The sequence below is a fragment of the Pararhizobium gei genome, from assembly GCF_029223885.1.
GTDB lineage: Bacteria > Pseudomonadota > Alphaproteobacteria > Rhizobiales > Rhizobiaceae > Pararhizobium > Pararhizobium gei.
Window position 1 is genome coordinate 255,775 of the sequence record NZ_CP119409.1, and the last position, 16,062, is coordinate 271,836.

A 16,062-nucleotide genomic window follows, 5' to 3' on the forward strand; every position below is an offset into this window, starting at 1 on the left:
CCCCGGCGGGCGTTGACTCTTAGAAATACTGTAGAGCACCCGATGGTGCGTCAGAATATAAAATACAGTTTAAGACCGCAAAGTGTCAGGCGACCGGACCATCCGACTATGCGTCACGCCGTCTCAAATTCTTCAATCAATCCTGATTCTCATATCAAACCGCATCGAAGGACGACAGCATGTAGCCATGCAAAAATGTCTATTTCTCGGCAGAAAATTTGTTGAAACCCGGGTCCCTGCGAGAAAGCTTCTTGTGCAGATGCACCATCAGTCCGGCGGCAAAAAGCGGTGTCAGCAAGTTGAGCAGCGGAATGGCCAGAAAGGCGGCGAGCAGCAGCCCGGCCAGAAAAACGGTTCCGGAATATTTGGCGCGAAACAGTCTCGCATCGGCTGGCGAACGGTAGCGCATGGCGGCGAATTCGAAAAATTCGCGGCCGAGCAGATAGCCGTTGACGAGGAAAAACGCGACGAGATTGATGCCGGGAATGAGAAGCAGGAACAGAGCCACGATATTGCCGGCGATGATGACACCGAGGAATTTGAGGGTTCCCGCCACGGCTTCGCCGAGCGGCAAGGGCTGGCCGGCCAGTTCGAGAGGATAATCCCGCTTTTCGATGACCTCTGCGACATCGTCCAGAAAGAAGCCGGCGATCAGGGCCGTCACCGGCGCCAGCAGCAGGGCAAGCGCCAATGCAATCCCGATGCTGGCCGCTATGCCGAGAACCAGCGACAGCCAGCCCTCCCAACCCGCTGTTCCCGGTATCATCGAATCGATCCAGGGCAGGGCGAGATAGACGAAGAGCTGCCGCAGTGTCAGCCAGAGACCGACGAGGACAAGCAGGGTGAGGCCGATGACTTTCCAGAAGACCGATCGTGTTTCCGGCGCAAAAAGATTGGCAAAGGAAAGCCGCGCCGCGTCGAATATCATCATATGCTCCTGCGCTCAGGCGGCGTTTGCCACATGAGCCATGTAAGCGGGCCCGCTCGCCCCGGCAAGTCTTCTGCGAAAATCATGTGCGAAGCGCAAGAGCCGCGCTGCCAATCGCATCCTTGATCGGTATGATCGTCTCGAAAACCAATGCAGCGACTGGAGACTGGAAATGGATGGAAACATGTCGGCGGCTGGCCTGTCCGTTCTTTTGCAGAACGGGGCGCTGGATCCGTTGGAGCTTGCCCGGACGACCTTCGAGAAAATAGCCGGCTATCCGGATCAGGCTGTCTTCACGGGGTTGCTTGAGGAACGCGGGCTGTTGGAGGCCGGGGCCGCCTCGAAACGTCTTCATGCGGGCAGGTCGCTTGGGCTTCTCGACGGTATTCCCGTTGCCTGGAAGGATCTGTTCGATACCGCCGGGTCGGTCACGACGGCCGGATCAGCGGTTTTCAGCGGCAACCCGCCGGCCGCAAGGGATGCTTCTGTCGTCAGCAACGTTGCCGGCGCCGGCATGGTCAGTATTGGCCGGACCAATATGAGCGAATTCGCTTTTTCAGGCTTGGGCATCAGCCCACACTACGGCACGCCGCACAATCCGGCCGCCAAGGATACGCCACGTCTTCCCGGAGGCTCGTCGTCGGGCTCTGCCGTCGCGGTCGCCGCAGGGCTGGTTCCTGTCGCCATCGGAACCGATACGGGCGGCTCGGTTCGCATTCCGGCCGCCTTCAACGGAATCGTCGGCTACAAGGCGACCCGCGGCCGCTATGCGATGGATGGCGTTTATCCCCTGTCGAAAAGCCTCGATTCGCTCGGGCCGCTGTGCCGGACCGTGCAGGACGCCGTCTGGATCGATGCCGCCCTGCGCGGCCGCACGGCTCCGGATGTGGCCAGAGGCGATCTCGGCAATCTGAAACTCGTGGTCCCGGAAAAGATTGTTTTCGACGAGGCCGAAGCGGCTGTCGTCGAAGCGTTCGAAGCGGCGATCACCAGACTCGAGCGCAAGGGTGTGAGGGTCCGGCGTCGCGCATTTCCGATTTTCGCGGAACTGTTCGAGGTGATGGCACGCCACGGCGCCCTCGTAACCGCCGAGGCTTATGTCCTGCATAGGGAACGCCTGCAGGGCAGCGATGCCGGCCGCATGGACCGGCGCGTGGTCGCCCGCACCCGGCTCGGCGAGACGATCGGCATGGCGGATTATATCGCGATACTGGAAGCGCGGCAGCGGATGATTGCGACGCTTGCCGAACAGCTGGAGCCCGGCGAACTCCTTGCTCACCCGACTTTGCCCCATGTGGCGCCACCGATCGCACCGCTGATCGAGGACGACGACCTGTTCTTCAAGACGAACGCCAAAACGTTGCGCAACACGCTGATCGGCAACTTCCTCGACGGATGCGGCATATCCATCCCTTGCGGAACCGGCGATGCCGGGATGCCCGTCGGGTTTCTTCTTTCGGGTCAGCGCAACGAGGACGCGGTGCTGCTCTCCGCCGCACTGGCTGCGGAAACCGTCATTCGCGGTGAAGCATGATCCTCTGCTTCGATATCGGCGGTTCGGCCATCAAGGGAGCCTTTGCCCGGTCGGTTGAGACGATTGTTCCGCTCGACCGGCGGCCAACGCCGCTGCATGATTTCGCTGCCTTCGTCCAAACCTTGCGGGACGTGATCGACGAGGCCGGAGAGCGGCCGGATCGCCTCGCATTGTCCATAACCGGTGTCGTTGATCCCGAGACCCGGGCGATAAAATGCGCCAACATACCCTGTATCGATGGCCGAAACCTGTTCGAGGCGCTGTCGACCTCCCTCGGGTTGCCGGTGCTCATCGCCAATGATGCGGATTGCTTTGCTCTTGCGGAGGCCGGTGCCGGGGCAGGTCGCGGCCACCGGATCGTGCTGGGAGCCATTCTCGGCACGGGCGTGGGCGGCGGGCTCGTGGTCGATGGCCGGCTCGTCAATGCGGAGGGCGGTTTCGCCGGCGAATGGGGCCATGGGCCGGCGCTGGCAGCCATGGCCGGCACGCCTCCCGTTGCCGTTCCCACCTTCGACTGCGGCTGCGGCCAGCGCGGCTGCGTCGATACGATCGGCGGCGCCCGCGGCATGGAACGGCTGCACGCCGTCTTGCACGGTCATTTGCTGGCCAGCGAGCAGATTACCCTGCTCTGGCAAAGGGGCGATGCGCAGGCTGCGCGGACCATCGATGTATTTATCGATCTGATCAGCGCACCACTGGCGCTGACGGTAAACATTACCGGCGCAACGATCGTCCCGGTCGGAGGGGGATTGTCCAATGTGGCGCCCTTGATCGCTGCCCTGGACACGGCCGTGCGCGCACGCATCCTCCGCCGTTTCGACCGGCCTCTGGTCGTGCCAGGGGCGTGCCGTATCGAGCCGGGCCTGATCGGGGCAGCCATTCTCGGACTGTCGGGGGAGACGATATGAGCCGCATTCTCCTCGAGGTTTGCGTCGATGATGCGGCCGGCCTCGATGCGGCGGTGAAGGGCGGCGCCGACCGGATCGAATTATGCTCGGCGCTTTCGATCGGCGGACTGACGCCGTCTCCCGGATTGATGGCGTTGGCCGCCGGCGCCGGCGTTCCGGTCTATGCCATGATCCGGCCACGGCCCGGCAACTTCATCTTCGGACCGGTTGAGATCGGCATCATGCGCAGGGAGATTGATGCTGTGCGGTCCGCAGGTCTCGCCGGCGTGGTTCTGGGCGCCAGTCTTGCCGACGGACGGCTCGACGGCACGGCATTGCGGTTGCTGGTCGATCACGCCGCTGGTCTTGGCCTGACGCTGCACCGGGCTTTCGACCTCGTTCCCGACGTCGCGGATGCTGTCGATAGAGCCGTCGATCTCGGCTTCGAACGGATCCTCACCTCGGGCGGGGCGAAAAGGGCGCCTGATGCCGTGGACGCGCTATCCTCGATTTTGGCGCAGGCGGGCAGCCGCATCTCCATCATGCCCGGTTCCGGCATCACGCCGGATACGATCGGCAGCCTGCTTCCGCAACTCGCGGTGCACGAGATCCATTCCTCCTGTTCCGTCGCTGAGCCGGCTCAGGATCGTCGCGTCGTGGAACTCGGGTTCGCGCCGGAAGAAACAAGACGAACCAGCGAAGAGATCGTTCGCCTGATGAAAGACCGGCTGGTCGCGTTTCAGGCCCTGTAGACCTGAACGCCGCCAATCCAGGTCGCGGCCATCTGCAGATTTTCCGTCAGGAGCACGAAATCGGCATCGAGGCCCGGCGCCAGACGACCCTTGCATGCGGAAATGCCGGCTGCATCGGCCGGGTAGGCGCTGGCCATGCGGATCGCCTCGTCGAGAGACAGGCAAAGCCTTTCGTGAAGAAAGCGAACCGATGACAGCATATCGATATCGGCGCCGGCCAGCGTACCGTCCGCGAGGGTCAACCGCCCGCCCTTGCGGAAAATTTCACGGCCATTGAGCAGGAAGCTGGTCTGGTCGGAGCCGATCGTCGACATGGCATCCGTGACGACGAAGATGCGGCCGGGCCCGTTCTTGGCGCGGAGCGCTAAGGACATGGACACCGGATCGACATGGAAGCCGTCGGCGATGATGCCTGCGTGAAGGCCGCCAAGATCGAGCGCCGCGCCAACCACACCCGGCTCGCGATGACCGAGCGGGCTCATGGCGTTGAAGAGATGCGTTACCGTGCGCGCGCCGGCTGCGGCATAGGCCGCGACGGTTTCATAGCTGCTGTCGGTATGGCCGATGCTGACGATGATGCCGGCCTGCGCGAGCGCCCCGACCTGATCGGCCGTCGCATTTTCAGGGGCAATGGTGACCATCATGGCGTCGAAAGCACCGGCGCAATCCAGCATCGCTTTGAGATCGGCCGCGTCCATCGGGCGGATAAGAGCAGGGTCATGGGCACCCTTTCGGGCCACCGAAAGATGCGGTCCTTCCAGATGCAGGCCGAGGAATCCGGGTACGTTTTCGGCTATGGCCCGCCGTCCCGCTGCGATCGCCGCTGCGCGGATCTCGAAGGTGTCGGTGATCAGGGTCGGCAGAAGGGCGGTGGTGCCGAATTTGGCATGTGCGGCGCAGATGGTCCGGATCGCGTCCGCATCCTGCCGGTCGTTCAGCATCACGCCGCCACCGCCATTGACCTGCAGGTCGATGAAGCCCGGAACGAGAAGCCGGCCGCCGGCCTCCACCTTCTCCGTGCCTGATGCCAGTGCGTCAGCAGGAAGGATGCCGGCAATCTTTCCGCCGTCCAGCAGAAGCACCTGGTCGTCATGCCAGACATGACCATCGAAAATGCGGGCGCCTGTGATGGCGGTTCGGTCGTTCATTGGGTCTCCGTCACCTTGTTAAGCGCGACCGGTGCATCGGGGTTCAGCCCGCGGGACCGCGACCAGGCTTCGACGAAACCGTAAAATGGCAGGATAAGAGCCAGCGCATCGGTGATCGGGTGGCCGGTGCTGACGAAGGGCAGGGCAGTTGCGGATCTTGCGATGTCTGACGTGACGAAAGCGAGCGCGCCCTTGCCGCTCAGATCATCGAGGATGCCGGTGACGGAACTTTCCGCTGCGTCGCGGGCGGCAAGGCCGATCACCGGAAACCGCTTTTCGACCAGAGCCACAGGGCCATGCAGCACCTCCGCCGCCGAATAGGCCTCGGCATGCATGCCCGAGGTTTCCTTGAACTTCAGGGCGGCTTCGCTGGCAATGGCAAGCGCCGGGCCGCGGCCGAGCACGAAAAGCGACTCGGCCTCGCCAAGCTGATCCGCGAGAATTTGCCAATCGAGTTCCACAGCCTTGGAAAACTGCACCGGCAGATCGGCAACGGCGCGCTGCAGCGCCGCATCTCCTGTCCACTCCGCGAGAATCGCAAGGCCGGCCACAATGGAATTGACATAGGACTTGGTCGCCGCGACAGCGATCTCCGGGCCAGCCATGATATCCAGCGGATGGGTGCTGGCGTCAGAAATCGGCGACGGCAACGTGTTGGTCAGCGCGATGGTCACTGCCCCGGCTTTGGTAGCCGCTGCCGCCATGGCAACGATATCAGGGCTCTTTCCCGACTGGGAAATGGCAATGGAGGCGGCACTGGAAAGCTGCATTCTTGCGCCGTAGATTGAGGCGAGCGACGGACCAAGCGAGGCAACAGGCCGCCCGGTCGTAAGCTCGATCGCATATTTCAGGAACAGCGCCGCATGATCGGACGAGCCGCGCGCAATGGTCACCAGGAAGGCCGGATTCTTTTCGCGAAGGGCACCGCCCGTCCTGCGAATGGCGTCACCCGAGCGGTCGAGGAGGCGGGCCACCGCTTCCGGGATCTCGTTGATTTCGCGGCGCATATGCGTCAGCATTGATCTCGTCTCTCTTTCGTGGTTCAGGCGTCCGGCAGGGTAAGTTCCGCAACGAAGTCGTAGGCATCGCCCCGATACAGCGAGCGGGTGAATTCCACGACACGGCCGGAGGCGAGATAGGAAATGCGCTCTATCGAGAGGCTTGCCGACCCCGATGGCACGCCCAGCATGGCCGCATCGGGATCCTTCAGGCTGCAGGCAGAAATCCGCTGCACCGCCCGCACCGGCCGCGACTTCGTCCGGTCGAGTTCGGCATAGAGCGAAGTGCCGATACGAATCGGATCGGGCAGGAATTCGGCGGAGATGCTGGCGCGCTCGATGGCAAGCGGCATGTCGTCGGCGATGCGCAGGCGCCCGAGCCGCGCGACGAGGGATCCCGCAGCAAGACCGAGCACCATCATTTCGTCCGACGACGGATGAAAAAGACCGCGCTCGATCCACTGCGCCGTCGTCGTCAGGCCGCGCCGCGCCATGTCTTCGGTAAAGGATGTCAAACGCGACAGGGATTGCTGCACCCGGCTGACGGGCTTGACCACGAAGGTTCCCGATCCGTGACGGCGCACCAGAAGGCCATCCTTCACCAGATCGTCGACAGCCTTGCGCACGGTGACGCGGCTGATGCTGGCATAATCGGCCAGATCGCGCTCGGGCGGCAGGGCGTCGCCATGATTCAGCTTGCCGGAATGGATGGCCTCTTCCAGGGATTGCCGCAGCTTCAGATAGAGCGGCCCCGAACTCGAAGCCTGCAGGGTCTCCAGCGGCAATATGGCTTCCAGATGCTGGGTCATGCCCTGACCCTCGCCTCAGTGCCGAAGCGTTGGGCGGCCAAAGCCACGGAGCCCGTAAGTGCATCCGCCTCGGCTTCGGCGAACAGCGGCTGGTGCCGGGCCGCAAGCCATGGACGGTAAAGCGGCGCCAGACCGCCGAGCAGGCATATCCTGCGGCTGCCGCGCCTGGCCACGACGTCGAGCGCTTCATCGATGGTTTGCGCGGCGGCCTGCAGCAAAGCTATCGCCACAGGGTCCTGGCGGCTTGCAAATTCAAAAACCCTCGGGGCATAGCGGCCAAACGCGCCGGGGTGCGCCAGACGTGCAAATTCGACGACGGCGCGCGGATCGTTGCCGAACTCAGCCATGACGGTATCTGTCAGCGCGGACGACGGACGGATGCCGTCGAAGGCGAGCAGGCTTTCCTGCAACAGGGCATGCCCGAGCCGGCCGCCGCTGCCGAGATCGCCGATGGTAAAGCCCCAGCCGCCGATATAGCGGACCTGAGCGGCTATTCTGGAAATATAGATCGAGCCGGTGCCGAGAATGGCGACAGCGCCGTCGCGTTCCCCGAGCGCTCCCTGGAGAGCGATGAGGCCGTCCGATTCGATGTCGGCCTTGGCAAAGGGCAGGCGCTCCTTCACATAATGGACCGCATCCCCGACATTGCTGCCCGCCAGACCGAGCAGTGCGGAAGCCGTTCCGATGTCGGCGACCGGCAGTTTCGCGTCCTCAAAGGCAGCCTCGGCCGCACCAATAATATGGATGAGTGCCGTATCCGGATCTGTCAGGATATTGGCGGCACCGCTTTTGCCCCGGCCGAGAATGCACCCGTCCGGGCTTGCGACCGCTGCACGGCAGCTCGTGCCGCCGCCATCTATGCCGAGGATATAATGTGCCATGAATGCCTCCGGAGAAATAAGATACCAAAAAAATACCATTAACCAAGCAGGTTTTCGAAGATCGGCAAAAATAACCTGTAATTATCTGATTAATTTCAGTTTTTGATGCTGACATCAAATTTTCTGTCTCCAGAAGTTAATTTCCCCTAGACAATTGGTATTTTTTTGGCATTAATTTGCGGAGAGGGAGAAACACATGCTGGCAGCGAAAACCGAAGAGCGTCACGAGAGGGCCATGGGTCTGGATGTCATGCATCCGGCGCTGGCGCTCGAAGTGCTCGCCTTGGGCCAGCAGGCGGCGGCGAAGGCCGTCGATGCGGCTATGGCGCCGATCGCCACCGCTGCCCGGATGGCTGCGGACGTGCTTTCGGCCGGTGGGCGGCTTGCCTATGCTGGCGCCGGAAGCTCCGGTTTGATGGCGATGGCCGATGCGCTGGAGCTGCCCGGCACCTATGGAATCCCCAATGACAAGATCGTGGTTCTGCTGGCTGGCGGCGCCGCCAGCCTGACCGATCTTGCCGGTGGCTACGAGGATGACACAGCGCTTGCACGCGCCGATGTCGCCGGGGCGGGTATCGGCGCCGGTGATTGCCTGATTGCCGTTTCCGCCAGCGGCTCGACGCCTTACGCACTTGCTGCCGGCGACGAGGCGTGCCGGCGCGGTGCCCGGGTCGTGGCCATGGCGAACAATGCCGGCGCCCGGCTTTTCGAAGGGGCGGATGTGGCTATTCTCTTGCAGACGCCGCCGGAAGTCGTTTCCGGTTCGACGCGCATGGGGGCCGCCACCGCGCAGAAGATCGCCTTCAACATGTTTTCGACCCTGGTCGGCATCCATCTTGGCCATGTGCATGATGGGCACATGGTCAATCTGAAGGCTGACAATGACAAGTTGCGCAGCCGCGCAATGCGTATCGTCGCCGATATTTCAGGTGTCACGCCGGATGCAGCGTCCCGACATCTCGCCGCGTCGTCGGGGTCCGTAAAAATTGCCATCCTTCTTGCTGCTGGGGCAAGGGATGTTGCTGCGGCGCAAGCCGCACTCGATGGGGCCGGGCAAAACCTGCGCCGCGCCCTTTCACACGTCGCAACGCATTGACTGGGTTTCAAAACTGCGCCCTTGGCGGCGCGTATAAAAGGGAGAACGTAATGACCCGCACTACTCTGAAAGGCTTGCTGCTCGCGTCCAGCATTCTCGGCTCCGCCGGGCTGGCGCAGGCCGAAGACGTGACGCTGACGATCGAAAGCTGGCGCAATGACGACCTTGCCATCTGGCAGGAGAAGCTCATCCCGGCGTTTGAGGCGAAAAACCCGGGCATCAAGGTGAAATTCGCGCCGACCGCACCGACCGAATACAATGCCGCTCTGAACGCCAAGCTCGACGCCGGTTCGGCCGGTGATCTCGTGACCTGCCGTCCGTTCGATGCGTCGCTTGAACTGTACAACAAGAAACATCTGGCCGATCTCACCAGCCTTCCGGGCATGGAGAATTTTTCGCCGGTCGCCAAGGCCGCGTGGCAGACGGATGATGGCGCTGCCGCCTTCTGCGTACCAATGGCCTCGGTCATCCATGGCTTCATCTACAACAAGGACGCCTTCGACCAGCTCGGCATCGCTATTCCGGCGACCGAAGCCGAGTTCTTTGCGGCGCTCGACAAGATCAAGGCGGATGGTACGTTCATTCCGCTCGCCATGGGCACGAAGGATCTTTGGGAAGCCGCCACCATGGGCTACCAGAACATCGGTCCGACCTACTGGAAGGGCGAGGAAGGCCGCGCCGCTCTCATCAAGGGCGAGCAGAAACTCACAGACGCCGACTGGGTCGAGCCCTACAAGGTTCTTGCCAAGTGGAAGGATTACCTCGGCGACGGCTTCGAAGCCCAGACCTATCCGGACAGCCAGAACCTGTTCACGCTCGGCCGCGCTGCCATCTATCCGGCCGGCTCATGGGAAATCGGGCTGTTCAACACGCAAGCCCAGTTCAAAATGGGCGCCTTCCCGCCGCCGGTCAAGGCTGCAGGCGATGCTTGCTACATCTCCGACCACAACGACATCGGCGTCGGCCTTAATGCCAAGAGCGCGCACCCGGAAGAAGCCAAGAAGCTGCTGACCTGGATCGCCTCGCCGGAATTCGCAGACATCTACGCCAATTCGCTGCCGGGCTTCTTCAGCCTGAACTCGACGCCGGTGACGATGAAGGACCCGCTGGCACAGGAATTCGTTTCCTGGCGTGAAAAATGCAAGCCGACGATCCGCTCGACCTACCAGATCCTGTCGCGCGGTACGCCGAACCTCGAAAACGAGACCTGGGTGGAATCGGCTAACGTGATCAACGGTACCGATACACCTGAAGTCGCCGCCGAGAAGCTCCAGAAGGGCCTCGACAGCTGGTACAAGCCTGCGAAGTAAACTTGGTTCTGGGGCCTTGCCCCCTCACCCTAACCCTCTCCCCGTAAACGGGGAGAGGGGACTACAGAGCTTGCGGCTTGTCCCTTCGCCCCGTTTACGGGGAAATAGTGCCCGCCCTCTTTCATGAGAAAGGGAGGGCGAAAAGGAGCAGCACTCGATGCAGGATGTCGCGATGCGAAAAAGCAAGGCATCCAGCCGAAAACATGTAATCTGAAATCCCATCCTGCCAGCGCCTTTCAGGTCTGCCGGCGTGGCATGCGCGGCGGGGACCGGCAGCGCAAGCCTTGTCGCATGTAGCGGCAATTTCGAGAACGGGTCGGAGCGGCAGGGCATGAGCAACGCCACATTTTCTGAAGACGGCATGAAGGCACCGAGGCGCTCCAGGCGCTGGCACATTCTTGTCTTCCTGCTGCCGGCCTTTATCGTCTATTCCGCAGTCATGATACTGCCGCTCATTGAGACGCTGCGCCTGTCGCTGTTCAACACGGTGGACGGCCAGTCCACTTTTGTCGGGCTCTCGAACTTTCAGGTTCTGTTCGGCAACGAACGTTGGGCCGCCGATTTCTGGCGGGCGCTGAAAAACAATTTCATCTTCTTCACGATCCACATGCTGGTGCAAAATCCGTTGGGAATCGCGCTTGCCGCCATGCTATCGATCCCCAAGCTCCGGCTCGCCACCTTCTACCGCACGGCGATCTTCCTGCCGACGCTGCTTTCCTTCGTCATCGTCGGCTTTATCTGGAAGTTGATCCTGTCGCCGATCTGGGGTATCACGCCGTTCTTCATGGACGTGGTCGGACTGAAATCTTTCTTCGCGCCCTGGCTCGGCAAGCCCGGTTCGGCTCTGATCACCGTGTCTCTGATATCCGTCTGGCAGAATGTCGGCATTCCGATGATGCTGATCTATGCGGCGCTTCTTAACATCCCCGACGAAGTCATCGAAGCCGCCGAATGCGACGGCATTACCGGCTGGAGCCAGTTCTGGAAGATCAAGCTGCCACTGGTCCTGCCGGCGATCGGCATGGTGTCGATCCTGACCTTCGTCGGGAATTTCAATGCATTTGACCTGATCTATACGGTACAGGGAGCCTTGGCCGGACCGGATGGTTCCACGGATATTCTGGGCACGCTGCTCTACCGCACCTTCTTCGGCTTCCAGCTGCAACTCGGCGACCGGTCTATGGGGGCGGCGATCGCAACCGTGATGTTCATCATCATTCTGGCGGGGGTGTCGCTTTACCTTTTCGGTATCCAGCGGCGGGTTCGCCGCTACCAGTTCTAGGAGAAGACCGATGTCAAAGGCACGCATGTCGCCACTTCGCTCGGGTTTCGTCCATCTGGCGCTCGCCGGCTATACCGTCATCGCCCTTTTCCCGGTGCTGCTGACGATCCTGAATTCGTTCAAGGACAGGAATGCCATTTTCCGAACTCCGCTCGCACCGCCGACGGCAAACAGTTTCAGCCTCGTGGGCTATCAGACAGTGCTGAACCAAGGCGATTTTGCCGGCTATTTCCAGAACAGCCTAATCGTCACTGTCGTGTCGATTTTCTTTGCGCTGCTGTTCGGTGCCATGGCCGCCTTTGCCTTGTCGGAGTACCGGTTCAGGGGCAATACCCTGATGGGTCTCTATCTGGCGATCGGCATCATGATCCCGATCCGGCTGGGAACGGTGGCAATCCTGCAGGGCATGGTGGCGGCCGGTCTCGTCAATACGCTGACGGCGCTGATCCTCGTCTATACGGCCCAAGGTTTGCCGCTCGCCATCTTCATCCTGTCGGAGTTCATGCGCACTGTCTCAGACGACCTGAAGAATGCCGGGCGCATCGACGGTCTTTCCGAATATGCAATTTTCTTCCGGCTCGTGCTGCCGCTGGTACGGCCCGCCATGGCGACAGTCGCGGTGTTCACCATGATCCCGATCTGGAACGACCTGTGGTTCCCCTTGATCCTCGCTCCCGGCGAAGCGACCAAGACGGTGACGCTCGGCAGCCAGGTCTTCATTGGCCAGTTCGTCACCAACTGGAATGCGGTTCTGTCCGCCCTGTCGCTGGCGATCCTGCCGGTCCTCGTTCTCTATCTCATTTTCTCGCGGCAGCTGATCCGCGGCATTACCGCAGGAGCCGTCAAGTGACAGACATACCGATCCGCGTCCTTGTCGCCGGTCTGGGCAATATGGGCCGCAGCCACGCGCTGGCCTATCACAACAATCCCGGCTTCGAGATCGTCGGCCTCGTCAATCGCTCGACGCCTGTGCTCGCGCCGGAACTGGAAGCTTACGAAATCCTGCCGGATTTCGAAACTGCGCTGAAGGAGCTGAAGCCTGACCTTTGCTCCATCTGCACCTATTCTGACAGCCATGCCGACTATGCTGTCATGGCCTTTGAAGCCGGTTGCGATGTTTTCATCGAGAAGCCGCTGGCAACAACGGTTGCTGATGCCGAGCGCGTCGTGGCTGCAGCGAGGAAAGCCGCCAAGAAACTGGTCGTCGGCTATATTCTGCGCCATCATCCATCGTGGATTAGGCTGATCGCGGAAGCGCGAAAACTGGGGCCACCCTATGTCTTCCGCATGAACCTCAACCAGCAGTCCAGCGGACCGACCTGGATGACGCACAAGGCGCTGATGCAGACGACGCCGCCGATCGTCGATTGCGGCGTCCACTATGTCGATGTCATGTGCCAGATCACCGACGCCAAACCTGTGGAAGTGCGCGGCATGGGTCTGCGCCTCTCGAACGAAATCGCTGATGACATGTACAATTACGGCCATCTCCAGGTGACCTACGAAGACGGCTCGGTGGGATGGTATGAGGCCGGTTGGGGGCCGATGATCTCGGAGACCGCTTTTTTCGTGAAGGATGTCATGTCTCCCAATGGGTCCGTTTCGATCGTCATGGATCCGAATGCCAAATCCGACGATATCGATACCCACACGAAAACTGCGGTTATTCGCATCCACAAGGCGGAGACCGGCCCTGATGGAAAATTCCTGCACAAGGACGAGGACTTGAAGATGGACGGGGAGCCCGGCCACCAGGAACTCTGCGATTTCGAGCAGGCCTATGTGCTGAAGGCGATCGGCGAGGACATCGATCTCGACCGGCACATGAATGACGCCGTCCAGTCGTTGCGCATCTGCCTGGCGGCGGATGAGAGCATACGCACCGGCAATCCAGTCAAACTTTAACGTGGCCTGCCCCATTGCCGTGCGCGGCATCGGGATGAAGGACATAGGCAACAAGGAAAAGGGCTTCCCGTGGGATCACTTCAACTGAAATCCATCCGCAAGGCCTTCGGCAATCACGAAGTTCTCAAAGGGATCGATCTCGAGGTGCAGGACGGCGACTTCGTCATCTTCGTCGGCCCGTCCGGTTGCGGCAAGTCCACGCTGCTGCGCGTCATTGCCGGGCTCGAGGATGCCACATCCGGCAGTGTGCGGATCGACGGGCAGGAGGTGATCAACACGCCGCCCGCCAAACGCGGCATCGCCATGGTCTTCCAGTCCTATGCGCTTTATCCGCACCTGACGGTCAAGGACAATATGGGGCTCGGCCTCAAGCAGATGGGCGCCCCCAAGGCCGAGGTCGACGCCAAGGTCGCCAAGGCATCCGGCATGCTGTCGCTGGAGCCCTATCTTGCCCGACGGCCGGCCGAGCTTTCCGGCGGTCAGCGCCAGCGGGTCGCCATCGGCCGCGCCATCGTGCGCGAGCCAAAGCTCTTCCTGTTCGACGAACCGCTGTCGAACCTGGATGCGGCGCTGCGCGTCAACACGCGTCTGGAAATTGCAAGGCTGCATCGCAGCCTCAAGGCAACCATGATCTATGTCACCCATGACCAGGTGGAAGCCATGACGCTGGCCGACAAGATCGTCGTGCTGAACGCCGGCGAGATCGAGCAGATCGGCTCGCCCATGGAGCTTTACAACAAGCCTGCCAATACCTTCGTCGCCGGTTTCATCGGCTCGCCGCAGATGAATTTCATCGAGGCCGGACGGCTGGGCGATGGCCATGCCAAGACAGTCGGCATCCGCCCCGAACACATCGCGCTGTCGCGTGAGACTGGCGATTGGAAGGGCAAGGTCATCCATGTCGAGCATCTCGGCGCCGATACCATTCTCTATCTGGAAACGGACGTCACCGGTCTTCTGACGGTGCGGTTGTTTGGCGAACATCGCTACGATGTCGAGGACGTCGTCTATGCGACACCCGATAAGGCACTCATGCACCGTTTCGGCGCCGACGGTCGGGTCATCCGCTAGGACCCGTCCTTTCGCTGGAGACAGTGCTGCGTGATAGCCCGATCACATATAATTGTGCAGTGCATCATTCGCTTGCGCCTCGCTGCGATTTAACATACGTATGTGTTTGTATAAATGATGCGGTACCGGTGACGCTCCGGCCTACGCATCTTGCGCAGATTTAACATCCGGCTGCCTCCTATCCTCAAGCGGGAACGGTTGCGCGCCGGCCTTTTGCATGGATCCCGAAAATGCGGATGAACCGACTGACTTTGACTGCAGCCCTAGCGGCATTGGCTATGCTTGCCGGATGCCAAAAGGAAGAAGAGCAGCAGGCCGCGCCCGTCTTTCCGCCGCCGCAGGTTTCCATCATCACCACCGAGACGGAAGCCGTTCCGATCACCAACGACTTGCCGGGGCGGATTGCTGCGACGCGCATTTCCGAAGTTCGGCCGCGCGCCACCGGGATCGTGATGGAGCGCGTGTTCCAGCAGGGGTCCATGGTCAAGGAAGGCGACGTTCTCTACCGGATCGATCCCGCGTCCTTCGAAGTTCAGGTCGCCAGCGCCGAGGCAACGTTGCGCCGGGCGGAAGCCGTGCAGTTGCAGGCCAGGCAGACCGCCAGTCGCCAGGATCAGTTGCGCAAGGCAAATGCAGCCTCGGCCCAGCAGTTCGATGACGCCGTGGCGCAGTTGGCCCAGGCGGATGCGGATGTTGCGATTGCGCAGGCCAGTCTCGCGACGGCGAAGCTCAACCTTCAATATACCAACGTGACAGCGCCGATCAGCGGCCGCATCGGTCGCGCCCTGATCACAGAGGGCGCTCTGGTCAGCGCCAATGGGACGGAAAATCTCGCGACGATCCAGCAGCTTGATCCTGTTTATGCCGACTTCACCCAGTCGGCCACCGATCTCATCCGCCTGCGCAAGGGCATGCAGGACGGCGCCCTGTCCGGTGATGGCAACGAAGCCAAGGTGAAATTGCTGATGGACGACGGCGCCCCCTATGCTCATGAGGGTAAGCTGCTGTTTTCCGAGGCTGCGGTTGACGAGACGACGGGCCAGGTGACGTTGCGCGGCGAGTTTCCCAATCCGGATGGCGATCTGCTTCCGGGCATGTATGTGCGTGTGCTGATCGAGCAGGGGATGCGCGAAGACGCCATTCCGCTCCCGACCCAGGCGATCCAGCGCGACACTGCAGGCAATGCCCAGGTCTTCGTCGTCAATGCCGAGGATGTGGTCGGGCTGCGGAGCGTCAGGACCGGACAGACAATTGCGGAAAGGACAGTCGTCATCGAAGGGCTGAAGGCCGGCGAGAAGGTGGTTGTCGAAGGCTTCCAGAAAATCCGTCCGGGCGCCAAGGTCGTTCCCAGTGCCTGGGATCCGGCGGCCGCAGAAAAGCAGGCTGCTCCCGGTGAAAAACCTTCCGGCGAAGGCGAAGCCAAGGCCGCCCCTGCCGAAGCGGCAAAGTGAGGATCTGACC

At 61.5% G+C, this 16,062-nt stretch carries 15 protein-coding genes; 10 read left to right on the forward strand and 5 right to left on the reverse strand.

Going from position 1 to position 16,062, the window contains the following annotated elements; genetic code table 11:
* Positions 1–199: 199 nt before the first annotated feature.
* A complete protein-coding gene (locus tag PY308_RS01165) occupies positions 200–928 on the reverse strand; it encodes a sulfate transporter family protein (protein WP_275790970.1) in 729 nt (242 codons plus the stop codon).
* 172 nt (positions 929–1,100) lie between these two features.
* Here PY308_RS01165 and PY308_RS01170 point away from each other — a divergent pair, with 172 nt between their 5' ends.
* The 3 genes from PY308_RS01170 to PY308_RS01180 are packed head-to-tail and all read left to right on the forward strand — an operon-like array spanning position 1,101 to position 4,101.
* The gene (locus tag PY308_RS01170; protein WP_275787113.1) at positions 1,101–2,462 is read left to right on the forward strand and encodes an amidase; all 1,362 of its coding nucleotides are present in this window, start codon (positions 1,101–1,103) and stop codon (positions 2,460–2,462) included.
* Positions 2,459–3,370 carry an ROK family protein gene (locus tag PY308_RS01175; protein ID WP_275787115.1) on the forward strand — a complete coding sequence of 304 codons (912 nt, stop codon included), beginning with the start codon at positions 2,459–2,461 and terminating at the stop codon, positions 3,368–3,370. Before PY308_RS01170 ends, PY308_RS01175 begins: the two co-directional genes overlap by 4 nt.
* Positions 3,367–4,101 carry a copper homeostasis protein CutC gene (locus PY308_RS01180; RefSeq protein ID WP_275787117.1) on the forward strand — a complete coding sequence of 245 codons (735 nt, stop codon included), beginning with the start codon at positions 3,367–3,369 and terminating at the stop codon, positions 4,099–4,101. The genes PY308_RS01175 and PY308_RS01180 overlap by 4 nt, the downstream gene beginning before the upstream one ends.
* Here PY308_RS01180 and nagA read toward each other — a convergent pair.
* The 4 genes from nagA to PY308_RS01200 are packed head-to-tail and all read right to left on the reverse strand — an operon-like array spanning position 4,089 to position 7,937.
* Positions 4,089–5,249: an N-acetylglucosamine-6-phosphate deacetylase gene (gene nagA / locus PY308_RS01185; protein WP_275787119.1), complete on the reverse strand. Its 1,161-nt coding sequence runs from the start codon at positions 5,247–5,249 to the stop codon at positions 4,089–4,091. The genes PY308_RS01180 and nagA overlap by 13 nt on opposite strands.
* Entirely contained in the window at positions 5,246–6,268 is a 1,023-nt protein-coding gene (locus PY308_RS01190) for an SIS domain-containing protein (RefSeq protein WP_275787121.1), read from the reverse strand. Before PY308_RS01190 ends, nagA begins: the two co-directional genes overlap by 4 nt.
* Before the next feature lie 23 nt (positions 6,269–6,291).
* Entirely contained in the window at positions 6,292–7,056 is a 765-nt protein-coding gene (locus PY308_RS01195) for a GntR family transcriptional regulator (protein ID WP_275787124.1), read from the reverse strand.
* Positions 7,053–7,937, reverse strand: a complete 885-nt coding sequence (locus tag PY308_RS01200; RefSeq protein ID WP_275787127.1) for a glucosamine kinase nucleotide-binding domain-containing protein — start codon at positions 7,935–7,937, stop codon at positions 7,053–7,055. The genes PY308_RS01195 and PY308_RS01200 overlap by 4 nt, the downstream gene beginning before the upstream one ends.
* Positions 7,938–8,133: 196 nt before the next feature.
* On the opposite strand from PY308_RS01200, the gene PY308_RS01205 reads away from it, so the two are divergent.
* From PY308_RS01205 to PY308_RS01235, 7 genes are all read left to right on the forward strand, one after another.
* Positions 8,134–9,033 carry an N-acetylmuramic acid 6-phosphate etherase gene (locus tag PY308_RS01205; RefSeq protein ID WP_275787129.1) on the forward strand — a complete coding sequence of 300 codons (900 nt, stop codon included), beginning with the start codon at positions 8,134–8,136 and terminating at the stop codon, positions 9,031–9,033.
* A gap of 50 nt (positions 9,034–9,083) precedes the next feature.
* The gene (locus tag PY308_RS01210) at positions 9,084–10,343 is read left to right on the forward strand and encodes an ABC transporter substrate-binding protein (RefSeq protein ID WP_275787132.1); all 1,260 of its coding nucleotides are present in this window, start codon (positions 9,084–9,086) and stop codon (positions 10,341–10,343) included.
* Between the two features lie 331 nt (positions 10,344–10,674).
* A complete protein-coding gene (locus PY308_RS01215) occupies positions 10,675–11,625 on the forward strand; it encodes a carbohydrate ABC transporter permease (RefSeq protein WP_275787135.1) in 951 nt (316 codons plus the stop codon).
* 10 nt (positions 11,626–11,635) lie between these two features.
* On the forward strand, positions 11,636–12,475 hold the full coding sequence (locus tag PY308_RS01220) for a carbohydrate ABC transporter permease (RefSeq protein ID WP_275787137.1): 840 nt from the start codon (positions 11,636–11,638) through the stop codon (positions 12,473–12,475).
* On the forward strand, positions 12,472–13,530 hold the full coding sequence (locus PY308_RS01225; protein WP_275787140.1) for a Gfo/Idh/MocA family protein: 1,059 nt from the start codon (positions 12,472–12,474) through the stop codon (positions 13,528–13,530). The genes PY308_RS01220 and PY308_RS01225 overlap by 4 nt, the downstream gene beginning before the upstream one ends.
* Before the next feature lie 69 nt (positions 13,531–13,599).
* A complete protein-coding gene (locus PY308_RS01230) occupies positions 13,600–14,601 on the forward strand; it encodes an ABC transporter ATP-binding protein (protein ID WP_275787142.1) in 1,002 nt (333 codons plus the stop codon).
* 230 nt (positions 14,602–14,831) lie between these two features.
* Positions 14,832–16,052 carry an efflux RND transporter periplasmic adaptor subunit gene (locus PY308_RS01235; protein WP_275787143.1) on the forward strand — a complete coding sequence of 407 codons (1,221 nt, stop codon included), beginning with the start codon at positions 14,832–14,834 and terminating at the stop codon, positions 16,050–16,052.
* Positions 16,053–16,062: the final 10 nt, after the last annotated feature.